This window comes from Ereboglobus luteus (assembly GCF_003096195.1).
Lineage (GTDB): Bacteria > Verrucomicrobiota > Verrucomicrobiia > Opitutales > Opitutaceae > Ereboglobus > Ereboglobus luteus.
In genome coordinates this window covers 3,421,517-3,446,214 of sequence record NZ_CP023004.1, presented here as the reverse complement: position 1 = coordinate 3,446,214, position 24,698 = coordinate 3,421,517, and the positions used below count along the sequence as shown (strand labels likewise).

Annotated in this window: 13 protein-coding genes, 1 tRNA gene and 2 pseudogenes; 6 read left to right on the top strand and 10 right to left on the bottom strand. The window is 60.4% G+C overall.

The annotated features are described in order from the left end of the window. Positions 1 to 65: 65 nt before the first annotated feature. Together CKA38_RS12540 and CKA38_RS12535 are read right to left on the bottom strand one after the other, a co-directional pair. The gene (locus CKA38_RS12540) at positions 66 to 629 is read right to left on the bottom strand and encodes a hypothetical protein (protein ID WP_108825780.1); all 564 of its coding nucleotides are present in this window, start codon (positions 627 to 629) and stop codon (positions 66 to 68) included. A gap of 48 nt (positions 630 to 677) precedes the next feature. Then, positions 678 to 1,445, bottom strand: a complete 768-nt coding sequence (locus CKA38_RS12535; RefSeq protein WP_108825779.1) for an RDD family protein — start codon at positions 1,443 to 1,445, stop codon at positions 678 to 680. Positions 1,446 to 1,532: 87 nt separating this feature from the next. Between CKA38_RS12535 and CKA38_RS16835 the strand changes: the two are divergent. The 4 genes and pseudogenes from CKA38_RS16835 to CKA38_RS12525 all read left to right on the top strand — a co-directional run. Next, positions 1,533 to 3,083 (top strand): annotated as a pseudogene (locus tag CKA38_RS16835) (SNF2-related protein); the annotation flags it as partial. Further along, a pseudogene (locus tag CKA38_RS16685) lies at positions 3,062 to 3,736 on the top strand (SNF2-related protein); the annotation flags it as partial. The pseudogenes CKA38_RS16835 and CKA38_RS16685, both read left to right, overlap by 22 nt. A gap of 57 nt (positions 3,737 to 3,793) precedes the next feature. Beyond that, on the top strand, positions 3,794 to 4,393 hold the full coding sequence (locus CKA38_RS16540; RefSeq protein ID WP_236919030.1) for a DEAD/DEAH box helicase: 600 nt from the start codon (positions 3,794 to 3,796) through the stop codon (positions 4,391 to 4,393). A gap of 151 nt (positions 4,394 to 4,544) precedes the next feature. Continuing rightward, positions 4,545 to 4,619 (top strand) — tRNA-Asn (locus CKA38_RS12525). Between the two features lie 130 nt (positions 4,620 to 4,749). On the opposite strand, the gene CKA38_RS12520 is transcribed toward CKA38_RS12525, so the two are convergent. From CKA38_RS12520 to CKA38_RS12485, 8 genes are all read right to left on the bottom strand, one after another. Then, positions 4,750 to 7,869, bottom strand: coding sequence for an alpha-mannosidase (locus tag CKA38_RS12520; RefSeq protein ID WP_108825778.1), 3,120 nt, complete (start codon positions 7,867 to 7,869; stop codon positions 4,750 to 4,752). A gap of 15 nt (positions 7,870 to 7,884) precedes the next feature. Further along, positions 7,885 to 12,150: a golvesin C-terminal-like domain-containing protein gene (locus CKA38_RS12515; protein ID WP_108825777.1), complete on the bottom strand. Its 4,266-nt coding sequence runs from the start codon at positions 12,148 to 12,150 to the stop codon at positions 7,885 to 7,887. 43 nt (positions 12,151 to 12,193) lie between these two features. Then, a complete protein-coding gene (locus CKA38_RS12510; protein ID WP_108825776.1) occupies positions 12,194 to 13,456 on the bottom strand; it encodes an MFS transporter in 1,263 nt (420 codons plus the stop codon). A 30-nt stretch (positions 13,457 to 13,486) separates the two neighbouring features. Continuing rightward, complete coding sequence (locus CKA38_RS12505) at positions 13,487 to 15,649, bottom strand: TonB-dependent siderophore receptor (RefSeq protein ID WP_161554896.1); 2,163 nt, start codon at positions 15,647 to 15,649, stop codon at positions 13,487 to 13,489. Between the two features lie 158 nt (positions 15,650 to 15,807). Further along, complete coding sequence (locus CKA38_RS12500) at positions 15,808 to 19,056, bottom strand: beta-galactosidase (protein WP_161554895.1); 3,249 nt, start codon at positions 19,054 to 19,056, stop codon at positions 15,808 to 15,810. A 91-nt stretch (positions 19,057 to 19,147) separates the two neighbouring features. Next, a complete protein-coding gene (gene pgmB / locus CKA38_RS12495; RefSeq protein ID WP_108825773.1) occupies positions 19,148 to 19,822 on the bottom strand; it encodes a beta-phosphoglucomutase in 675 nt (224 codons plus the stop codon). Then, entirely contained in the window at positions 19,819 to 22,143 is a 2,325-nt protein-coding gene (locus CKA38_RS12490; protein ID WP_108825772.1) for a glycoside hydrolase family 65 protein, read from the bottom strand. The genes pgmB and CKA38_RS12490 overlap by 4 nt, the downstream gene beginning before the upstream one ends. Positions 22,144 to 22,148: 5 nt before the next feature. Then, positions 22,149 to 23,486: an FAD-dependent oxidoreductase gene (locus tag CKA38_RS12485; RefSeq protein ID WP_108825771.1), complete on the bottom strand. Its 1,338-nt coding sequence runs from the start codon at positions 23,484 to 23,486 to the stop codon at positions 22,149 to 22,151. A gap of 133 nt (positions 23,487 to 23,619) precedes the next feature. Here CKA38_RS12485 and CKA38_RS12480 point away from each other — a divergent pair, with 133 nt between their 5' ends. Both CKA38_RS12480 and CKA38_RS15520 read left to right on the top strand, forming a co-directional pair. Further along, positions 23,620 to 24,396: an IclR family transcriptional regulator gene (locus tag CKA38_RS12480; protein ID WP_108825770.1), complete on the top strand. Its 777-nt coding sequence runs from the start codon at positions 23,620 to 23,622 to the stop codon at positions 24,394 to 24,396. A gap of 45 nt (positions 24,397 to 24,441) precedes the next feature. Continuing rightward, positions 24,442 to 24,687, top strand: a complete 246-nt coding sequence (locus CKA38_RS15520) for a hypothetical protein (RefSeq protein WP_152032850.1) — start codon at positions 24,442 to 24,444, stop codon at positions 24,685 to 24,687. The last annotated feature ends 11 nt before the right edge of the window (positions 24,688 to 24,698 follow it).

Genomic DNA, 24,698 nt, shown 5'->3' with positions numbered 1-24,698 from the left:
CGAAAACAGCCCGCCATTTTGACAGTGCAGATATTTGTATCGCGGATTATTGCCGTCGTTCGCGCTCATTCTGAAAACATCTCCACAAACAACCACACCCATCCGGCGATTTGCACCAGCGAAAGCACGCCCGCCACCCAGCGCTGCCAGCGAAAGCGCTTCACGATGCTTGCGGGTTTGTTCCAGTTCAACAACACCAGCACAAACGCCGCCGGGGCCGTCACAATCGTGAGCGGCCAGGCAATCAGCGGCAGCGCCGCAAGCCAAAACGCGGTGGTGTCCGCCATCCATTTCTCACGATCAACCTTCGACGGTGATGTTTTTCCGCTTGAGATGCATGTCGGGCACAAAATGCGTCCGCCGAAATTGACCGCGCACACGGGGCATAAAAACCGTCCGCACGACGAGCACACGGCCTCAGCCTGGTTTTGCGCGTGGAAGAAACAAGTCGCGTCGTCACCGCCCGTCAACTCGTGCGGTTTCGTCACCACGCGCTCCGCTCGAAACGCCGGAAACTCCACAAACTGGTAGTCATCCTTGCACACCTCGCATTGCGCGCGCCCCGGCGTGAGCAAATAGCGTCCGCCGCAAGAACAGGGGCCGTTCAGTGTTGGAGATTTGTTGCTCACGGAATCAAAAAAAGCGTGGAAAGATTAAACGCGCCCCGGCGGTTGCGATTATTTGCGCACCACGCGCGTGTCGCACATGATGTCGTGCAAGGCGCGTTTTTGATCGTCCCAGCCGGCCATTATGTAGCCGATGCACAGGATCAACGCGCTGACACCTTTTGCAAAATTGCGCCCGATAATCCGGCCCACCGAAAGCTTGTCGCCATCGGCGCGCAGAATCTTCAAGCCCAACGCAAGTTTGCCGGGAGTCGCGTCATATTTTCGGATAAAAAACACGTCATAGGCCAGCGCCACGGCAATTTGCACAACATAGAGGGACAATTGCAGAATCACGACGACCGGTGTCATTCCACCGCGTCCAGACGCGGACGCGAGGCCGCCAAGCGCCATCATCACAAACATGAAACCCACGCTGAAAACCATGTTGATCGCCCACAGGCACATCATGTCGATAATGACCGCCGCGAACCGAATCCAAAATCCCGCATAGCGCACTTCGCCCGGCATCGCAGTGTGGTGCTGCACGCCCTCGCGAATGCGCTGGAAAAACTCGTCCTTGTGCTCGGCGCTCACCCAGCGCCCTTGGTATTCAAGCATCTCGCGCTTCGGGTAAAGACGGCCGCTCACCGCGCACACGGCCGAGTCGCTTTCAGCGGCGATCCGCGCCGCCGTCTGCGTCCACGACAGCCACTCCGTCATGCCCGCGTGCCAGACAAGCGTCTCGCCCGTGATCGTGCCCGCCTGCACAAGCTGGTCGAATTGCTCCTGTGAAACGGGTCCGACGCGCTCGCCGTTTAAAACATAATACCATTGCATGAGATTAAAAATAATTTGGGAAAATGAAACCCAAACGCAAATGTCGGGCGGAAACCTTGGCAACGGTATATTAACGTCGGCTTTACAATGAATTTAGTCGCGTCGCCCGCCTCCGTCCGAGGGTATGCCTTCGCTATCACCCAAAAAACAATGACACTTGAAAAAGGGATTGCTCAACACTCATGCGATTCTAGCGTTGAACCTTTTCGCGTCATGCAAAAGCACGCCGCAAAACGCATCTACAGTCCGCAATCGCTCGAGTTTTGGTTTGAGAAACTCGAAGGCGATTGGTTCGCCGTGTTCACGGACAGCCAGCTCGAACAGGGCCGCCGCATTTACCGCGACAGCGAAATCCGCGAACTCGAGCTCACCAACAAGGACGCCATCATTCACCGCCGCATTGAAAAACGCGATGAATACGCCGTCATCGAATGGGAAAATGGCGAGCTCAACATCCGCGCATCGACTGACGACACCGAAAAAGCCCGCGCCATCGCGGTCGCCGGCATTCACGAAATCGAGGAACTCCTTTGCGACGAACTCCCTCCCCTGCCCGCCGAGCCATCCGCCAACGGCAACGGCAACGGTGCCAACGCGCCCGCGCCGCAATCCTCCGGCGCGGCAACCAACGGCAAAACCGTCCCGGCAACCTCCGATGCGCCGCCTCCGCGCACACTCGTCCTCACCTTCGCCACCAGCCACAACGGACTCTCGTTCGAGGCGTTCTGGAAAGACCCGGCCAATGCCCGCGCGCCCCGCGCCCCGGCCTTCACACCGGGCAACACCGCCTCGTCCGCCCGCCCCGCAACCACGCGGGCGGAACGCGCCAAGCTCATCGGACTCGCCGCCCTCGCGCGCAAATCGCATTTCGCCTACAACGCACAAACCGGCCACTACCTCCTCTCGAACATCATCGAGATTCCATCTTATCTGAAAAATACCCTCCCCGCATGGCGGCGCGCCTACGAAATCGAACTCGCCCCCGAAACGGAAAAACTCCTCCAGAACGCGCAAACCCTCGAAGTCAGCGCCATCGCCACCCGGCGCGCTCGCAAAAAAAACGCGACCAGTGATTCTGAAATTTCGAATTTGAAATCTAAAACCGCCGGGGGCGGCGACAACGATGCCGCCCTCGACTTGCGCTGGATATTCAAATCCGGCGAACGCCTCCTCACCGACGAGGAGGTCGCACTCGTCACCAAGCGCGGCGCCTCGCCCACCCTGCTCCCCGGCGTGGGCATCGTCACACTCCCCGCCGACCGGCTCGAAACGCTGGAAAACTGGAGACGCAACATCTCCGAGGCGGAAAACCCCGACGGCGAGCTTCCCCCGTATCTCATTTTCTCCCTATTCAATGACGCGCGCCTCAAGCTGACTCTTTCGCCCGAAATCGAGGCATGGCGCCGGGCCGTCACCACCCCCGCGCCCTTCACCAAGCAACTCCCCGAAATCCTCCGTCCCTATCAACGCCACGGCGTTGAATGGATGCACCACCTGTGCGACACCGGCTGCCACGGACTCCTCGCGGACGAAATGGGCCTCGGCAAAACCCTTCAGACAATCTCGCTCCTCTCCGTCCGCCCCGCCAACGATCCCGCGCTCCCCACGCTCATCGTTTGCCCCGCCAGCGTCGTTCCCGTCTGGCAGGAGGAATTCGCGAAATTCGCCCCGCACATTCGCATCAAAGTCCTGAAAAACGGAAATCCCTTTGTCGGCAACGCCACCGAAACAAATCACGCCGCCGAGCCCGAAGCTGGAACCGCAAACGGCAAACTGCAGACCGCGCCCCCGCCGTCTCCGAGCGCATCGTCTGGATCGCGAGCTACGCGCAACTCCGCAAACACCGCGCCCGCCTTGACACCGCGCGCTTCGGCTACGCCATCCTCGACGAGGGCCAGTTCATCAAAAACCCCGTCGCCAAAACCACGCAAACCTGCTTCGCCATCCGCGCCCAGCATCGCATCGTCCTCTCCGGCACCCCGCTCGAAAACCGCCAGCTCGACCTGTGGTCCATTTTCCGCTTCCTCCTGCCCGGGCTGCTTGGCACGCGCGCCGGTTTTGAAGCCGCGCTCGCCGCCGATCGCGAAGGCGCGTTCACCCGACTCCGCGCACAACTCGCCCCCTTCATCCTGCGCCGCACCAAAAGCGAAGTCGCCACCGAGCTTCCGCCGAAAGTTGAAATGGAACTCGTCTGCCCGCTCACCGATGTGCAACGCGCCGAATACGCCCGCGTCTGCGCCGAGGGACTGCAACGCCTCGGTGACGATATGGACGCCGCCCTGCGCGAGCGCAGCTTCGGGTTTCTCGCCCTCCTCACGCGCCTGCGCCAGATTTGTTGCGACCCCGACATGCTCCCCTGGCTGGACACCCCGCTCGCCGACTCCGGCAAGATAAACCTCCTCGTTGAAAAACTCGCTGAAATCATCAGCGGCGGGCACAAAGTTGTCATCTTCTCGCAATTCGTGATGCTCCTTGAGCGCGTCCACGAAGCCATCGCCCTCACCTACCCCGACCTGCCTCGCTACGAAATCACGGGCATGACCAAGGATCGCCTCAAGCCCGTGCAGGCCTTCCAAAACGCGAAAGGCGCCGCCGCGATGCTCGTCTCACTCAAGGCCGGCGGCACCGGCATCACGCTGCACGCCGCGGACTACGTTTTTCTCCTCGACCCGTGGTGGAACCCCGCCGTCGAGGCGCAGGCCGTTGACCGAGTCCACCGCATCGGTCAGTCGAACACTGTTTTCGTTTACCGCATGGTGACAGCCGGAACAATCGAGGAACGCATCCAAAGCCTGAAGGACAGCAAACGCGGCCTCTTTGAGCGCCTCGTTGGCGGCACCGAAGGAAACGACCTCGCCGCGCACTTCAAAACCCTCCACGAACTGGTGCAACTCACGACAGCCGAAGTCGTGGAGCCCGAGCAAACCCCCGACTACGTCCCGATCTGATAAAAAACCGGCCTGAGGCGAAACCGGGCTGGTTCAGTTGTGAAAACCGATAAGTGACAAAAAATGATTTTTCTACTTGCGCCAAAAATCAAACCCTCCGTAATGACGCCCCTTCACCGGCTGTTCTGAAAAGGACGGCGGAAGAAACTGATGCCCGGTAGCTCAGTGGCAGAGCAGGTGACTGTTAATCACTTGGTCGCTGGTTCAATCCCAGCCCGGGCAGCCATTTATGAGAAGTTTTGAACTTCTTAACACCTTTCCCCAATGCGTTGGAGAAAACGGTGTTGGAAAAGATGGAAATGATAAGGGAATATCATTTAGTCCGATTTTTAACCGGCGTGGACCAGAAGCGGTGATTATTGATGGGAGCGTCGTTGCGGGATGGATCGTCCGCCAACTGGCTTAAACCACACAGTTTTTACCTCGTAGGCGCGGTAAGGAACCTCAAGTGAACCGGCGTGCCAGCTTTCATCCGTGATGGCTTCAAGAGGTGTTCCCAATGCGCAGGCAGACGCGCACCAGTCCTTGGCGATTTCGAGCCGAGCCTCCCCGGACTCGCCGCCTGTTTCGTGCACTCGCAGGGCCCAGATTCCGTCGCGTCCTGGCTCAGCCCAGCAAGGTTGAAGTGTATTTGTATTTTGGATACCCACTAGTCCGCATTCTACCGCGCATGGCGCATCTGCATCAAACCGCACACACGGTGTGAATAGCGAATCGGCCAGTGCCGGGGCCTGATCGTTCGCGGGCTGGGCGTGATGATAACGCCCGATGGCGAGACTCACGCTTTGCACGCCAATGTCCGAGTGAACGGGGCGATTCGGTGTTTCACGAATCTGCGGGTGATGGTCCGCCTCGGTGACAAACGCGCTCCGCACCAGTGTCACACCCACGGCGCCGTCGCGCACGCTGGCGCCATAACGATCCCGTGTGATCACGGAGAGGCCTTTCGCCTGGGCATCGTCGGTAACCGTCAACCAGCGGCTAAAGGGAACCTCCCACAACGCTTCCTCGCGAGGGTATCCGGGCCATTGTCCTCGCAACGTGCTCCCGAAGGGCGCGCCAAAACGCGCCATGCGTCCGTCGTATCCGGTTTCGAATACAGCCTTCAGGAGAAACTCCGCATCACGCCAGTCGATTTCGTAGTCGATGCGCAAGACCGGCTCGGCGGCACGCACGTGATAAAAAACGCGAGCCGTGCTTGTTTCCGCCACGCGGTAGGTAAATCGCACGCCCGACGACAGTCCGTTTTTGATGACGTCCGGTTCGCCGACGGGTTGCGCGGGCAAACCATCAACGAGTGTGTTGCGGTCTATGTCCCACGCCTCAAACGATGCGGGATGATCCGGGTAGGCGAGCAAACGGTGGCCGGTGCCGCGCAGCGCGACTGCCTCGCCGTCAATCGCAAGCGAGAGCAGTCCGCCCGTCGCGTCAAATGTCGCGCGCACCCGGTCGCTCGCCAGTTCCGTGGACGAAGCGCATGGATTGGATGCGTTAACGCATTCGAGTGCCATCACGGAACCTCCGCTCAATGGTTGCATGCGATAGCATGCATCGCCGTCGATCCAGTTGCGCGGTTGAGGCAGGGGATTGAACCAGCATTTGTCCGTCTGGTTTTCCGTGCCGCAATTTTTCATTAACGCATGCTTCGCTGCGGTGAGTGCCTCGACGGCAAGCCGCTCGATTTCGGGAATGCCCTTTTCATAAACCTCCCAGATTGAACTGCCGGGAATGTAATCGTGGAATTGCGCAAAAACCAACCGCTCCCACGCATGCAAATCAACCGGCCCCATGCCGGCGGCCACATGCGCGGCCTCTTGGATTTGCAGGGCGCGCTCCAGTGAGCGAAACGCTGTTTTCAGCCGCCCATGCGTCGTGTAAACGCCCCTGTGAATTTCGAGCATCAACTCGCCCGCGCACACGGGGAGGCTTTGCGAGATTGAATTGAGTTTTTCATAAAACTCCTCGATTCCGCCCCATTGCGCGCGAGGCGCGCCCGCGAGATTATTGAGACGGCGCACGCGCTCGCACATCTCCTCGGTCGGACCGCCGCCGCCGTCGCCATAACCGGTGGGGACAAGAAACTCGCCGTGCACGGCGGCCTGCTGGTGATGCAGCGCGTCTTCGCGAAGCCGGCGCAGGTTGGCGGCCTCGTTATAGTCGTGCAACAACACGAGGTGCGAGGCGACTTCGGTTCCGTCATTACCGCGCCACATGAAAGATGTGTGAGGCGGACGGTTTATGGAACTCCAGGAAAGTTTTGTCGTGAAAAATCCCGTGACTCCGCAGGCGCGCAACAATTGCGGCACGCAGCCGCTGTAGCCGAAGACATCCGGCAGCCAGAAAACGCTCGCGGGGGTTCCCCGCAGGCGGCTGAACTCGTCCTGCCCCATGCGCAGGCTTCGCCACAGCGCCTCGCCGCACGGAATTTGTGTGTCGCTTTCGACATAGCTCGCGCCCGTCGCCTCCCAGCGATTTTGCGCGATGAGCCCGCGCACTTGTTCGTGCAGCGCGGGCGCGATGCGTTCGACGGCGCGGTAGCTCGCGGGTTGCGAATATCCGAAACGAAACTCGGGATACTCGGTGAGGAGGCGGACTTGCGTGGCCCAGCTATGGACGGCCTTGAATTCGCCGACACGCTCCGGCCACAACCACACCAGATCAATATGCGCATGGCCGGTCAGCACGGCATGGAGCGCATCGAGGTCCGCCGGAAAATCGCGGTAGATTTTCCGAAGCTCCTGCGCAAACGCATTCAGTCCCTTGCGGTCGAAGACGTGCACGGCGACATCGAGTCTGTGCGACAACCGGCGAAACAACGGGCTGGCCCGGAAGACCGGCGGCGTGTTGCGCACCGGATCGGTAAACACTTTTGGCGGCGGCCCGACGGGCGATGGCGGCTGATAGTCCCGGTGCTCGACCTCGAGAAGATCGAGCAGGACTTTCAAATCGTGATAGGCGTTCCAAGCTGCGTCATTGCGTGTGAAAAGACGCGGCGGCGTGTAACGACTGCCTTGCTCCTCCAGATGCGAGGCGGTGCCGTCGAGCCAGATGCCCGAGCGGATGCACACCGACTCGACCAGCGCCTCGCGCGTTCCATCCGGAAGCGGGCAATAGCGATGCGCAAGATCGAGCCCCGAGTAGGGAATGCCATCGATGTATAAGGTCGCCTCCGCCTGGTCGCGCCATTCGAGGTAGCGCGTGCTTTTGTCTCCCGCGGGCGCGTCGGGAAGCACAAGCCGGAACCAGCGTTGCGAATATTTTGGGCCCCAATGGATATCGACATTGGGGGAAACAGGGGTGAAATCGGCCCCTGTCAGTTGCCCGGGCGTGCGGAAGTCCGGATCGCGAAAACTTTCCGTCCCAGCAACCTCGATCACGGCGTCGGGAAGCGGCGTCCATATCCGGGACTGCAATCGCCGCGCCGCCTCGTCGATGCGCGCAGGGATGAGTTGCGTCAGAAAGGTGCGAGGCAGCATTGGCGACGCGAATCGTCAGCGGAAGCGGCGCGAAACGATCCGGCGCAGCCCCATAAGCAGCGCCAGTGCGCCAAGCATCCAGAGGCTTGTCGCGCCGCCGCCCTTCTCGAAACTATCGTCGCTTAGCGGCGGTTCCACTCCGGTCACGAGCAGCACCATGCTGTCACTGCTTTTCCCCAGAGGATTGCTCGCGATGACGGAGTAGACCCCGGCATCGGCGTGCAGCACGTAGGCGATTTCATACGTCGAGCCCGTTGCGCCGGGGATCGCGACGCCATCCTTGAACCATTGATAGGTGGCTCCAGGCGAGGCGCGCACGGCTCCGTCAAGGGTGACGCGTGAGCGTGTCGCCGCTGACGTGTTTTGAAGCTCAACCGTTGTCATGGGACTCGCGAGGATTGCGCTTACGGAGGCGTTGCCGGTGTCGACCACGTAAACAAATCCGTCGCCGTCAATCGCGATGCCCGCGGGGGCATTGAGCCCTGCGGTCGTGTCGAGGACGGTGCTCGTTTTTTTGGAAACCGCATCGTGGACGAGCACCTTGCCGCTGCCCGTGTCGGTCACATAAATGAGTCCGGCGTCATCAATCGCGAGGGCCTCGGGCGTGTTGAATCCCGTGGCGGTGGCGGTGACTGCGCCGGTCTCGGTGTTGATTTCCTTGACGGCATTGTTACCCGTGTCGGCAACATACAGCCTGCCCGTGCTTTCATTGATCGCAAGACCGCCGGGCGCATTGAGCCCCGTGTCGACCAGCGTGGAAACTTCGCCCGCGGGGGAGATTTTTTTGACCGTGTCGCCGCTGGAAACGTAAACGGCGCCCTGGGCATCGACGGCGATGCCGTTGATGGCGTCGAGACCGGATGCAAGCGAAGGCGTGACAACTGTGCCGTCGGCGAGAATCCTATTAACCGCGCCGCCGCTGCCGCCGACGTAAAACACGCCCGGCTCGCCGGGGCTGCTTGCGATGCAGGTCGCCTGGGGAACGGTTGCATGCGTTGAAACCGCATTGTTGGCGGCGGCGATTTTTTTGATGGCGCCGCCATCGACCACATAAAGGTTGCCCGCGCTGTCGCACACGCCCGAAACCGGGGCGGTCAATCCCGTGCTCACCACGGACTCCGTCTCCACGTGGCCGTCGATGGTGATGACGAGTTGCGCCTGGCCGTCGCCGGCGCCATTGGTCGCGGAGAGCGTGACGGTGAACTTGCCGCTCGTGAGTGGTGTTCCAGTAATCGCGCCGGTCGAAGCATCGATGCTCAACCCTTCGGGCAAACCGGTCGCGGCAAAACCCGACGGGAGATAATTTGCGTCAATCTGGTAGGAAAACGCGGAGCCCACGGCGCCCGAGGCCGACGTCGGGCTGGATATCGACGGGGGGTAGCGCACGGGTTCGACGACGAGCTCAAGACTGGCCGTGCCGGTGCCCTTGCGATTCGTTGCCGAGAGCATGATGTTGTATGTGCCGCTTGCGGTCGGTATGCCGCTGATCATCGACGTGGCCGGATCGTAATCCAGGCCCGCGGGCATCGGCGTCGCAGTCAGGGTGTCCGGCTGCTGGCTTGCCGTGAGTTCGTAGAGGAATTGCTCACCCTCGTGGGCGACGGCGGTTGTCGCGCTTGTGATGACCGGCGCGAAGAGCTCCGAGGCGATGTCCAGCAGAAGCGCCGCCGTGCCGGAGCCCGCGGCATTGCTTGCGGACAGGACGACATTATAGGTGCCGGATGTCGCGGCGGTGCCGGAAATCATACCGGAGGTTTGGTTGACAGCCAAACCCGACGGAAGCCCAGTCGCATCGTAGGCCGTTGGCGAATATTGGGCGATGATCTGATAGGAGAACGGCTCGCCGACGACGCCGTTTTTCGTGGCCGCGCTGGTGATGACCGGGCGCATGCTCGCGCCCGCAACCGGATAACCCGGCGCGCCCTCGCCCGTGCCGCCCACGGTCGAGACCGTGTAATAATAAACGGTGTCGGCCTCGGTGCCGGCGTCGCTGTAGCTGGTGCCGGGCACGTTGTCAGCAAGCAGTGTCCATGGCCCGTGTTGCGAAGTCGCGCGGCGCACGGTGTAACCCGTGGCGCCCGTGACGGCAGTCCATGACAGCGCAACCGGCGGCGCGTCTGTCGAGGCGGTCAAACCGGCCGGCGAACGCGGCATGTCGAGCACGAGGCGGACGGCGTCGGCAATGACGTGCCCGTTGGTGCTGTCGTTTTTAATTGTGACATTGCCAGTCGCGCCCGCGGCAAATTTGAAAGTGCCGAGCAGCACCCAAGTGCCGCTGTTGATGCGCTGGTTCACGGTATATTGGTGCGTCCCCTCGCTGTCTGTGACTTCAACCGGCGTGTTGTTGGAGCGGCCGCTCGTGGCGGTCCAGCGAATATACACATTATAATTGCCGGCGGTCGTGATTGTCGGAGTAAATACAACGCTCTTAGTTCCCTTGGCAGTATTTCCGTCGTGGATAAAATTGGTATTATAATAATCGACGGGGAAATTATTATTTCCAAATGGGGCGGCGGTGGAGGCCGTCCATGCGCCGTTAAGCGTCACTTCCGGCAAACCGTCGGCGTTGTCGATAATAGGCTTGAACGGCGTCGCGGCGATGTGCACGGATTCGACACTTTCACCGCCGGGAGCAGTCGCCGTGACTTTATAATACACGGTGGTTCCATCCGTGAGGCCGGTGTCCGTATACTCGGGCGACGCAAGCCCGGAGGCGACCACGGTGAACGGACCGGAGGCGGAGGAAGCGCGTTTGACTGTATAGGATGTGGCTTCAAAAACGGGAGCCCACTTGAGCGCGATCTGCCCGCTTGCGGGAGCCGCGCGCAGCCCCGTGGGCATCGATGCCTCACCGCCATTGCTTGTCGCGCTAAGGCGGACAATCGTAACGCGATCGGTGACGCTCACAGTGATGGCGTTGCCCGCGATGCTTGCCGCGGCGGAAGTCATCGCGCCGGTGTCGTCCAGGATGAAAATGCGCGCGCTTTGGATTTCGGCGGGCAAAGCGAGGGTGACCGACTGCGGCGGATTGTCAAAAATCGAGCCATCCCCGGTGGAATCATAACTGGAAACGCCAAGCCAGAGGCACAGGTAAAAATCGCCGTTTCGCTTTTGGAAAAACGCGGTGTTCACATTGTCAGTTCCGCCGCTCATCGCGTAGTCAAGTGTCGCCGGCTCAAACGACGGGCCGGGGTCTTTCAGGACTGAAAGCATGTTCTTCACCGCGTGATACGCGGGCTTGGGCGTAAGGTCGTTTTTAATGAGGCCGAAGTTGTCCTCTTTGTTTGTGTTGGGAACGCTCGCGCCCCTGCTTTCGTCCACGAGTTCGTATGCGGCCGTCACGGTGAACCCCTTCAGGAAGTGGGTGAGAAAATAACGCGGCATGTAGCGCCCCTGGATCACGGCGGGCCAGATCTGCTTCGATGTTCCGGCTATCGTGCTTTCGCCGCCCTCGGTCGCGATCATGCCCTTGCCGGGAGCCTGCTCGCGCGCGCAGTTTTCCACGACATAATCAATGCCGCGGATCGTGGAGGTCTCGGGCTCCCTTCCCAGGTAATAATGATGAATATTGCTGAAATCGACATGCTGGCTCAGGTCGCCCGCCCTTGTGTAACTTGAGTTCGGGCCCTTTTCAGTCGTCGCAAAAGAAGGCCCGATGAGAGGCACGCTGGCGATTGAACCGTCGCCGGAGGCGGCGAGGGAGGCTTTCGCATCCGCGGTCGCGGCCTTGATATAATTAATATAATAATTCGCCGATTCCGGGTCGTCCGAAAGTGTCACTGTGTCGTTCGGGCGCCAGTATGTGGCGGAGCGCTGGCTGGCCATGTCGAGCTCGTTGTTCATTTCGAGATAGGCTATCACGTCGCGCCCCACGACGCGCACGTAGTCATCGACGCTGTATGCGGCGCCGGCGGCCCAGTAGAGGGAATTCGGACGGATGCCCGCCGCGGGATGGATTGTGATGATGCTCTTCACGCCCGCGTCGGAAAGCATTTGTATCTTTTTAATAAAGTCGGGCGTGCTGCCCGTGTCGCGAATGTGGCGAATGCCAGAATCTATCACCAGGCTGGAGAGTTCGTCGAACTTGGTCATGTAAACATCCGGAAACGGATTGGTGGCGCTGCCGCCCTTGCGCCAATGCGTGGCGACGGCGGTGGACGCCACAAACGCGTCGGCCTGGACAGCCTGGACGGGGTCGGCGGCGAGGGGCGCGATTGTGCCCGCGCATAATGCGGCGACCACTGTTAACCAGATCGTTCTCGGGGTTTGTTTTATATTCATGATGCTCTATGAGGTTTTGTTATTGTTGGAAATGGGGCGCGTTTCAGCGGGATGTTTTTATCATGTCCCCGCTGCGTATGAAAAATGCCATCACGAGCGCCGCGCACGGGTGCAGGCAGCCCATCACGATGAAGAGTGTGTCCATGCCCCAAAGCGTGGCGGCCTGGCCGATGAGCCAGTTGAACACAATCGCGCCCGTGGCGCCGAATGCGCCTGCTATGCCGTAAACGCTCGCGACATTGCCCACGGGGAACACTTGCGCAATGATCGGGGCGATGGAGCCGAGCCAGGCGTTGCACAACACCGCGACAACGCAGAACAGCACGATTGTAGGCATCACGGACGTGTGCGGAATCAGCCAGCATAGCGGCCCGAGCACGGCCGTCGCCATGACGAGGAATTTTCGGCCGCGCAAGCCGGCGAGCTTTGCGCGATAGTCGGACAGCGCGGTGAACGCCAGCCCGCCGATTGTCGCGCACAAAAACGGAATCCAGCCGATCACGCCGAGCATGCCGATGGAAACATGTTTCGATTCCTGCAAATAGCCCGGCATCCAGAACAGGCAAAAATACCACACCGGATCGCTGATCAGGCGCACGAGTATCACGCCCCAAAGCGGGCGCTGCCGCCACAGTGTCGTCCATGGCAGCGCGGCGGGTTTGGCAACGGGCGCCGCCTCCGCGGGTGTCGCCGGCGCGCCTTGCGCCTGGGCCTTCGGCTCTCGATACCACCGCCACCACATCCACGCCAAAACAATGCCGATCACACCGGGCACGACAAACGAGAGCCGCCAGTGAAAGTGAATCGTCAGCCATGCGATGATCGGCACGGCTGTGATGCTGCCGATGCTCGTGCCAATCGTGGCGAACGCCATGAAAACGCCGCGGTTCTTGTCGGGCGCCCATACCGTGGAGACGCGCATCGTGACGGGAAAAAGTCCCGGCTCCGCAAACCCGAGCAGGCCGCGCAAAATCACCATCAGCCACAATGCGTGCGCCATGCCGCAACCCACGGTCACGAGCGACCAGCCCGCCACAAACAGCGCCAGCGCCTTGCGCGGGCCGATGCGATCCACGACCCAGCCGCTTCCGATGTAGGCGATCGCGTAGCACGCCGTGAACGCGTTCACGAGCAGCGCATACCCGGAGTCGTCGATTTCAAACGCCGCCTTGATTGTCGTCTTGAGGACGGAGACGGTCTGCCGGTCAAACTGGTTCAGGTAGCCGATGACAATCAGCATGCCCAGAATCAGCCACCGGTAATTCGGCGAGAGCGGTTTCTCTTTGGGTGCGGGAACGGCGGTCATGGGAGAAATTAACTGTGTAAACGACCCCGCTTAGAACCGAAGCTCCAGCGAGCCCGAATAGGTGCGCGGCATGCCGTAGTAGTTGTAAGCGGAGAAATACTTCTCGTCGGTGAGGTTGTTAACCTCTCCGCGCAAGGTGACGGGCATCCTGCGGAGTTTAAATGAGTATGAAATGCTCAGGTCCAATTTTGTATAACCCGGCGCCTCGATTCCGGGCTGGTCGGCAAGCGTGGCGTGGGTGCGCCGGGCGGACATGTAAACGACGCCGAGCCCGCCGGCCAGTCCCTTGAGCGCGCCATTCGAAATGCGATAATGATTCCACAGGGTGAGCTGGTGCTTGGGGATGTTGGCCACGCGTCCGAGACGCTCGGGGCGGGACGCGGGCGCGGTTACTATCTCGGCGTCAATATACGAGTAGCCGAGCGTGGCCTGCCAGGGTTTCACCGGGTGCGCCTGGAGTGTGAACTCCACGCCGCGGCTTTTCGTTTCACCACTGTTTAGATAATATCCCGAATGATCAAAGTCGGCGATCATGGCGTTGTTTTGCTTCAAATCGTAGGCCGTGAGCGTGCTCGAAAGCTTGTTCTTTATAATGTCGTATTTCACACCGACATCCCAGCCCCTGCCCTTGAGCGGCTTGAGCATGTTGCCTTCATAAGTGAAAAAGAGAGCCTGCGGATTGAATGACTGGCTGTAGCTGAGGAAAACCGACATGTCGGGCAGGATTTTCAAGGACGCCCCATAGGATTGCACCCAGTTGGATTGCGTGTCCTGCACGCGGGGATTGGCGGCCGTGACCATGTCGTTTTTGGCAATATCATCAAGATGAGTGTAACGGAGCGCCTGCATGATGGTGAGGCGTTTGCCAAAGAACTGAATAATATTATTCATCGAGAGCGCCTTGTAGCGGTGCAGTGTGCGGCGCAGGTTGAACTCGTCGTAGTCCGCCGGATTGCCGAGGCTGTAATCATTATTGGCCCGGTCGTCTATAAAAAGGCGCGTGAGCTCGGTTTTTCTGTATATGTCGTTTTTTGTGTCGAAATGATAAAAATCGGCGCCAAGCATCAGCTTGTGCGAGATCTTTCCGTATTTGAATTCGCCCACCGCGTAAACCTGGGGATTCACGGCGGTGCTGATCGCGTCCTTCATGTAAGTGACCTCGGTGCGCGAGACTGCGCGCCTTCCGTTGACCATGACTATTTGCGAGCCGGTGCCGGGCAGGAGGCGGGCGACATCCTGGTTTGTATATATAAGGCCGGCGCGAACGGTCCACGTGTGATTTATTCTGTAGGTGAAGTCGGTCAGCGAGGAAATTTGCGTGGTGTTGGCAAAGGCCTCCGGTCCCTGGCGGTTGAATTCGCGCGGGATGTCGTCCTGATAGGTGCGCTCGCCGTTTACAAGGGTGAAGATGCCCGTGTGGGTGCTCGGAATAACCTCGCTGCGAACGTATTGGAAATCGGTTTGAAGCGTGGCCTTGGACGATATTTTCCAGAGCAGGGTGCCCGCCCCGACATGGCGCTTCCGGTTGGCGAAATCCTGATAGCTGTCGAAATCCTCATACACACCGGCAATGCGATAGGAAAGCGACTTGTCGGTTTTCAGCGGACCGCCGTTGACTATTTGCGCGCGAAAACGGCTAAAGCTTTCATAACGGCTGAACAATGATGTCGTGCTCTTTCCGGGTGGTTTGCGTGTTATATAATTGCGCGTGCCGCCCGGCTCAATGGGGCCGGAAAAAGTGGAGGACGGCCCCTTGATTATTTCGATGCGGTCGATGAGAACGGGATCGACAATAAAGGATGAGGGGAAACCGTTTCGATAGGATGTGTTGGTCTGTATGCCGCGAATTGAGAAACGCCCGCCGTAGGCATCGTCCGAGCCCACATTGTCATCCGCAAGAACAACACCGGGAGTATATTGCAGGGCGCCTGCCATGTCTATTGCGCCAATGTCCTTGATAAAATCGGACGTCACCACATCGACTGTCTTGGGAAGCTCCAGCAGATTGGTGTTAAGGCGCGTGCCGGAGACCGCGTTGGTGGCGGCGTAGCCCCCATTGGCGTCCTCCCTTACCTCGAAGGGGGATAACACGACAATATCATCGTCATCATCCGGAACGACGGGGGCTTCCTGTGCGAATACGGCGCATGGAAAAATCAGCAACGCGGCGAGTATTTTTTTTGGGTTGGGCATAATCATAGTGATATTCGGGGTTGATGTATAAAATGGGGAACGAGCGGAAGGGAGTTACTATAAACGGAATTTTTATTATGTCGCGGGACGGGACAAGGAGATGATTCAAATTATCAAACAAGCGATTCCATTAGCGGAACGTCGGAACCCTCCTTTTATCAACGTCCCCATATCTCGACTTCGTCGAGAGTCCCGCCCGCCTTGGGCCAGGTGACGACCAGCTTCACATGGCGGGCGCGAATATCATCCAGCGCGGCGACATGTTCCAGCGATGGCTCGCCGGGAGTGATCGTTTTTTGCAGCGCGAAGGTTTTGCCATCCTCGCTTGTGAACACCTCAATGCCCTGGGGCCGCACCGGCTCGGGGCCGGAAACAATGTTCACGCGGCGCACGGTGCGCACATCCTTCAGGTCGAACGTCACCTCGACCTTGGGCGTGTTGTAACGCGCATAAAAAGTTTTCACGTAACCACCCCGGTTAAAGCTGTTGCGTTCGCCGGCTATGCTTCCGAAACCGCCGAGTAGCGCGCGCCCGGGCGGCGTCTTGCCCGCCTTGCTTATGGGGTCCGCCTCGGCCATGGCGCTTTTCGAATACGCGTAGGTGGCGCCGGTTTTCTTTTTGTAGGGATGGGTCTCGGGATAGTTCGCGTTGTCGGTGAGCAGCCAGGCAATGTCCTCCGGCAACGGCGCGCTTTCGACATGGGTTGCCGCGATGGAGCGGTCTTTGCCATCAGTGCCCCAGCGCGCGACCAGCGGGTAAATCCAATCCGGCTTCATGCGCTTGCCGTCTTTTTCGGGGATGATGGAAAACTCCACCGAAACGGATTCGCCGGCGGCGAGCTCCTTGGTGCGCACGCGCTCCGCGCCGATTGTCCAGCCGGAAGGCGCGCGCAACGCCATTTCGCCCGATGAAAGCGTCGCGCCCGTCGTGTTAAACAAACGCGCTGTCACCTTGAGCGCGGCACCCGGTGCGATTTTGGGAGTGACGCCGTCAACCGCCACCGCCCCGCCTTCCGCTTCGATGCTCGTGATCCCGATCAGCGGCTCGTGTTTGCGGAAAAAATAAAGCACCCCGGCGCTGGCGATCTCCGGCAGGGACACGCGATGCAACGCGCCGGAAACCTGCGCGACGGAGACGGGGTGCAGTTCGTCCGACTCCGCCGAGCCCCAGAGCCCCGCCGCCCATGCGCCGCCGGGCAGCGGCAGCTCGATTTCGCACGCCCGCATTATTTCCCGCGGTTCGATCTGGGCGCGATTTGTAATGACAACGGCGACGTTTCCGTTCGCATCGACATACGGCTGCTCGATGCGAATGATGCGCGCGTTGTCGCTGTTTTCGCCCGAAATCGCACATGCCGGCCTCACCCCCGCGGTTCTCAACAATCCGCCCAGCCACGCGCCGATGTCGAACTCGCCCGGGAATGATGCGTAGGGCTCGCTGCCCGCCGTGGGGGCGTTGCCCGATTGCAGCGAGTCGAGCGACTTGCCTTTCTCGACATGCTCAAGTGAGCCGAGTTCAAACGGCATGAGCAAAATGCGGCCACCGTGAAACGGGCTCACCAAGGCGAGCGGTTTTCCGGCGGCATCCCGTGCAAGCACCTTTGCGTTGCCGTCTGCGCGCAGGTTGACCGCAACCGGCGTTTTCGCGGACACCTTGCGGCCATTGATATCAAAATGCACCTCGCCCAGATCCGGCAGGCGCGAGGCCTCGACTCCCGCGACTTTCGCGAAGGCATTCAGCACGCGATGATGCTGGTCGAAGTAGCCCGGCATCGTGTCGGCGACAAGGACGCGCCCCGAGGCGACGTGGCGGGCGATTGTCTCGCATTCCGTGGGCGAGAGGTGTTCGGCGCCGACGAGCACAAGCGCATCGTAAGCGGAAAGGTAATCGTCGCCCAGTTTTTCGTAGGGCAGCACATCGACCCAATAACCTTGCTCGCGCAACCAGCGGAAAACCATCCAGCGATGGTTCCGCGCGTAGGAAAACATGCCGGTGTTCTGGTTCCGCTCGGAGCGTTCGCTCAGAAGCACATCGCGTTTCGGCACGAGCATCGCAATGCGGGGCATTCCCGGCGCGGGCACGGCGGCGCTCCAAAATTCCTCCGTGCGGCGGACCATGTTTGCCCAGCGCGCGGCGTAGAAAAACTTGTCCTTCGGACGGCCCGTGTCGCGGTCGATGAAAGAGAAATGATCCCAGTCGCTCTTCACCGGCGCGCCCACGTAGCCGGGCGTGAAAAACATCATGGACTTCAATCCGTTCGCAAGCAGCCGCCACATTGTGCCCGCGAACTGGTGCCCCGGCCCTCCGTGGTTGTTGGCCTCGCACAACATCACACCGAATCCCGGCGCGCGATCATGCGGGCGAATGCAATTAAAAATATAGTTGATTTCATACGCCTGCCTGTCTCCGGCGCCATACATGTCGATGCCATAGAGCCCTCCGCTGTGGGGCCGCGCAATGTCGCCAAAACGCCCGTGGTTTATCATGCGCGTCCGGCTCGTCGCAGGCATTTCGAGCGTGATCTGTGTCGATTTGTGCACGACACCCCGCTTGCGCGGATCGGCCTCGCGCATCGCGGCCATCTGCTCGCCGAGCACGTGCATGAAATATTCGGATTGAAAATCGCACCAGTCGAGAAACCGTCCGGGTTTCCGCAGGTAATCATCCTCGCGCGGCAGCTCCTTGGTCAGCTCCGCGTCGAACGCGGTGAACGACGAGCCCCACGCCCTGTTCAGCTCGGTGATGTTATTCTGGTAGGCGCGTTTCAGCCACTCGACAAACAAGCGGCACGCTTCCGGGGAATAGTTCGGGCGGGCCTCCCACTCGTTGTCGAGTCCCCATCGCGCGATGCGGTTGTCAATCGGCGAGCCGACCCGGGAGCGCACATGCTCCCGCACATAACTGACCAGATACCGGCGCGTGTTGCGGTCGAAAACGTCGCAAAGGTCGATGCTCTTCGCCAGCGCGCGCGTCTTGTGCTTGGGATGCGAATACGGTTTGCCATCCGGCCCGTGCGCGAGGAGCAAAGGTCCGATGCCGGGCACGGGTTTCGTGCCGATGGCATTTTCACCCGCCGCGCTGAGATGCAGCGGCCCCAGGCTGTCCGCGGGCAGCGCCAGGCTGTAATACTCAATGCCCTCCCTCGATTGCAAATAAGCGGACGGCTCCGGATATTTCTCGCCCTTGACCAATGAATCAAACATCGCCACGTCCTGCACCTGGCTAAAGCCAAGCTGCACTGTTTGGGCCGTTTCCCCGCGCACAAACCCCATGGGAAACGCGCCCGGTTTCGAGCTCCCGTCCTCGTTGCGCAACAATGAGTATGCCGCCGCGTTTTCCAACGGTTCCGCGCAATGCGAGGGAACCGCCGGGAAAAACATGACGAAGCCGGCCGCGAACGGAAGCACAGTGAAAATGAAGCGAAACATTCGGAGCCAAGGGTGAGTGGAGTGAGGGTATTCTGTCGCGTTCATAATTTTGGAATGGAAAAGGAGTTGCCTATTTATTGTGGAGATTTTTGGGCAGCAATGCGTCGAGTCCGCCGACCACGCAGTTTGCCGAATTCAAGACGGCGGGATCGCCAATGCCCACCACGCGCATGCCCGCGCGCACCGCAGCCTCCACACCCGCCCCGGCATCCTCGAAAACGACGCACTCGGACGGATCAAGCGCGAGCGCCCGCGCAGCCGTGAGAAACACCTCGGGATCGGGCTTGGCGTTTGCCACCTTGTTGCCGTCGATGACCGCGTCAAACAGAGGGGCGATGCCGAGTCGCTCAAGAATCATGGGCGCGTTCTTGCTCGCGGAACCGAGCGCGATGCGTTTTCCGCGGCCGCGCAGATACCCGAGATAATCACCCGCCCCGGGCAGAATCTCCGACTTGTCCATCCGGGAGATATACTCGACATACCAGAGGTTCTTTTTTTCGGCGAGCCGCCGCCTGGCGTCGTCGTCAAAGACCATGCCTCCAATCTTCAAAAGAATATCCAGCGACCGCATGCGACTGACGCCCTTGAGCCGCTCATTGTCCGTCTCGCTGAACGCAAACCCGAGCTCCTCCGCGAGCCGTTTCCATGCGAGATAATGATACTTGGCCGTGTCCACAATGACACCGTCCAGGTCAAAAATCATCCCGCGCGCCTCGGAAATAAAATCGTGTGCGATCATGGTCATGACAAAACGTCCGTTGAAAGGGTTGCTCCCGGTGCGCACACCGCGCCCGCGCCGCCGGCGAACCTGAACTCGACGCCCGCGCGATTCGCGGCATCCGCGGTCACCGAAATTCCGCCGCGCGTGATTCGCGCGCGAAACCAGTCGCCACGCGCGCAAAAAGAAAATGCCAGCGACTCCCAGCCCTCCGGCAAAACCGGGTCAAGGCGCACAAAGCCGTCGCACACGCGCAGTCCTCCGAAACCAAGCACGGCCGCCATCCACGCGCCTCCATTTGCCGCCGGATGCGTGCCTCCGATGTAGAGCGGGCCAACGTATTGCTTCGAATCGCCCGTCAAATCGATGGTGGCGGTTTTGAGAAAGTAACGATACGCCCAGTCCGTCTTGCCAATGTCCGCCGCCACGAGCGCATACACACATGGGCTAAGGCTCGAACCATGCTCGGTGCGCGGTTCGTAGTATTCCCAATTCGCGCGCTTGACGTCCTCCGAAAACTCGTCGCGAAACAGGTGGAGCATCAACACGACATCGGCTTGCTTGATGATCTTCGTGTTCGCGGCAACACCGTGCGTCGCCCCCCAATACTCGCTGGGCTGGATGACACGCTTCGTCACCTCGACCAAACTCGCGTCCTCCATGCGATGATAGCCGTCGAACTGTTCAATCACGCCGGAATCGGGCGATGGCGAGGGACGGTAAAGGCGCGCGGCCATTTCCCCGAGGCGTCTCGCATCGTTCGCATAATCAAGCCGCGCGACAAGCGTCGCCAGCGCGCGCGCATCGTGATTCCGCATCAGCTCCAGTGTGTCGATCGCGATGCGCAGCGTCGCCGCCACCATGGCGTTTGTGAACGCGTTGTTGTCCACTCGCTCATGATACTCGTCAGGGCCGACCACGTCGCGAATCTCGTGCCGCCCCGTGTCCGGATCTATGCACGCGCGCGACAGAAAAAAGCGCGCGCATTCCAGAATCACTTCCGCTCCGCCCTCGACAATAAACTCCGTGTCGCCCGTCTGCCGGTAGTAGTTCCAGATCGCCACGGCCACGTCGGCGCTGACATGCACTTGCTTGTCGCGAAAATAGGTGCGCAGGGGCCGCCCCGTGAAAACGTCGGTGACGTTGAAATACGTGCACGCATCATCGCCAGTCTCCTGACTTTCCCACGCGTAAAAAGCTCCGCGAAACCCGAGGTCCGCCGCCTTGCGCCGGGCGCCGTCCAGCGTGTGACTCCGGTAGGAAAGCAGCCGGCGCGCCGTTTCGGGCTGCGTATGGGTGAAAAACGGCAGCATGAAAATCTCGGTATCCCAGAACACGCCGCCCTTGTAAACTTGGCCTGACAAACCGCGCGCCGGGATCGACACCCGGTCCGTGTGCGAGGGCGCGACGATAAGCAACTGGTAGATGCCGTGCCGGAGCGCAAGTTGCGCCCCCGGGTCGCCGTCGATCTCCACGTCGGAGCGCCTCCAACGCCCGTCCCACACGTCGCAATGCGCGGCAAACATCGCGTCGCAGCCCGTCGCCAGCGAACCGCGGCAGCATTCGACGACCCTGGCGGCGGCATTTTCCGTATCGCAAAAAAACGAGATGTATCCTGAAAATGAATACGCCGCGCCGGCCCTCGCGCGCACCGTCACGCGCCTTGTGATCGAAGTCGCGCGCGCCGCGATTTCCGCGGGGCGCGTGTTCCCCGCCGGAAGTGTTTCCTCATACGCCACGCCCACGGCCAGCGCCCTGCCCTGTTCATGCGTCCGGGCCCCGAGGACGAGCACGCCGTCCTGCTCGGAGGCCGCGAAGTCCCCAAGGTGGGGACCGTTCAAGTCCCACACATCCCCGTCGATCCCGGCTTCAATCACCAGTTCGCAATCGCGGCTCGCCTCAATGGAGTAGCGCATGACTCCGGCATGCGTTTCCGCCGCGCTCAAAAAGCGCACCGCCTTGATGGAAACCTCGAGTCCGCCGTCCAGTCGAAAAACTGTTTCGCGCCCATGCCGGGCCGTGCGCATATCGATCCACTGCCGATGCGACACAGGTTGCAACGATTCCGCGGAGAGAAGGACTCCCTCGTGAAACGCGCGGACATAAAAAGGATTTGGCGCGTTGACCGGCTCCCTCCACTTGCCCGGAAGCTGGTCGTAAACGCCCGCCAGCGTGCAGGCGGCAAGCTGCTCCTTGGAAAATTCCTCAAGCGTGCCGCGCACTCCCATGCGACCGTTTCCGATCATGAACTTGCAGCCGTTTGTGGCTATGGACGCGCGGTCGAAGGATGTTTCCTCGATCAAAAAATCAGGGGAATCCAATCCGCTTATGTTACTAGCCGGAATCATGTCAGTTATTTGTTGATTATGGATTCGGATGCCTCGCGGCGCCGCAGATTCCCGTCCATCATGGCACGGACTGCCTGCGCCGGCACTGATGACAAAACGGCTCCGCGCTCCGCTGCGATTGCCACCCCCGAACCGGCCGCCTCGCCAAGCCCCATGCAGGTGGGCATGACGCGAAAACTGCCCGCGGCCTCATGTGTCGCGCTGATGCAGCGCCCGGCGGCGGCCATGTTTTCGAGACTGGCGGGCAGCAGGCAACCCCACGGTATGCCGTAGGAATGCTTGCCCGGTATCGATTCAAACTGGGTGGAGGCGCTGTCCGGGCTGTGCACATCGATCGGATAGGCGCAGCGTGTAATGGAATCATCGGGATGTCGGCTTTCGCGCACATCATCCTCGGTGAGCAAGGCGCGCCCGGTGATGCGCCGGCTCTCGCGCACGCCGATTTGCGGTCCGGTGCGGGACAAATGCGAGCGCTCAAAACCGGGCACGTATTTTTTGAAAAACCGCGCCAGTTCGTCCGCCTGACGGCGGCCCTCGATCTCCGCGCGCGTGACATCAAGCGGGTCGCACGCGCTCAGCCCGTTGATGCGCGTGCCGTTGATGGTCACAGAAGTCGGATCGCCGGGGGCTGCCCAGAGCATGGCAATGTTTTCGCGTGGAATTGTCCACTCACCCTCGGCGCGCGCCCGGGCGATGAGATCGGCGAAGCAATCGCATTTCACCGCATAACGCCCGGCCTCGATGGGCTCGCCCGCGCGCTCCCAGGCCCCGGGATCAAAACCGGAAAGTTGCGTGACCATCGACATGGGTTGCGCGCGCCCGTCGCTCTTGCGCCCGTGTGTCATCGCCGCCCCGGCGGAGGCGCACACATCCGCGTCACCGGTGGCGTCGATCACATAATCGGCGCGCACGCGGATGCGCGCGTTTTTCGCGACGAACTCGACCAACCAGCCTCCGTCCGCCGCGCGCGCGGCGCGCTCAAACAAGCTATGATACAACAGCGTCACGCCCGCGCCGATGAGTGTTTTTTCCATCACCACCTTTGTGAATTCGGGATCGATGTAATCTGTGTGTGCATAGCGCACGGGATACGAAAGCCCGGAGGCCCTCAGCTGCCCGATGAGCTCGCGGTATGCCGCCTCGCTCAAATCCTCCTCGCCGCTGCGGTAGTTGATGTAGCAACTGAGATTCGCCGCGGCCCCCATGCCTCCGAGAAAACCGTGGCGCTCGACGAGCATGACCTTGCAGCCGTTTCGCGCGGCGGCGAGCGCCGCGCCATAACCGGCGGGGCCTCCGCCAACAACAAGGCACGGGGTGGTAAAATCACAGGGTTGGGATTCCATGCCCGCAGATATGGGGCGCTTTTTCGAATGACAACGAGCACGGACCGCCGTTGGCGCGCGGATGGATTCCACCAATGGAACGGAAGGATAAAGATTGCCCGCCATCCGGCGAAGCACTTTCTCTAGTGCCAAGATGAGCCAGTCCCCACCCCGGCACGAACGAACAGCGACACCATTGACGCAAGGCATAGCGGTTGTCCGCCTCTTGCTTCAACGAGGCTACGCGCTTGGCGTCACGCAGATCGCCAATGAGCTCGGCATGCCAAAGTCGTCCCTGCACCGGTTGCTCAAGACGCTTTGCCAAATCGGTTTTCTTCAACAAAACCCGCGCAATTATCGCTATGGCGTGGATGCGCGCATCTTTGAGTTTGTGCATGAAGTGGCCGCGCACTTCGCCCACAATATGCGCCTTGACGCCGAGCTGCGCAAAACCGCCGCGGCGCTCGATGCGAGCGTGTATGTCGACATGCTCGGCGGACGTTACGCCTATGTCGTCTGCGCGGCCGGGGACGAGGGCAACACCATGCGCCTCGGGCAAAACAGCCTGATTCATTCATCGTCGCCGGGAAAAGTTCTCGTTGCGCAAATGCCCGAGTCCGAGTGGCCCAAATACGCGCCCCGCGAGGGGGACGAGGCGACCACGCCCCATACCAATCTTTCGCCCGAGCGCTTCTACGCGCAGCTGCGGCAGGCGCGTGAAAAGGGTTTTGCATGGAATATCCGCGAGAGCAGCAAGGACCATGTGTCCATTGCCGCCATCGTGCGCGAGCCGCTTGTGAATCCGCCGCGCCTCGCGGTGGCGCTATTGCTGCGCCACGACGTTTATATCCATCGGGACCAAGCCGAACTCGAACAATCCGTGCTCAAGCTCGCGGCGCGACTGGAACGAATCCTGGCCATGAAACGGTAAGGCCGGCCGCCGTGTGTTTCGCCCGCATCTAGGCAGCGCAAAACCATGGACTCAAGACAGCGTATTGCCTCGGCACATGACAAAGACGATGCCATCGTCAGGGCGCTCGCGGTGATCGAGTTTACACATTGCGGCTATGTTTTATCTCAAACAAAACAGGATGTTTGTCCCGACCAAGGGTGTGGCGAATATGTGAAATCGAACATCAATTTATGCGCGGAAAAGCATTCTCGGTCTTGGTGCCTGTCGCTGCTTGCAACAGTCGGATTCTTTTTGAATAAGCATGATTAATGATCGTGAAA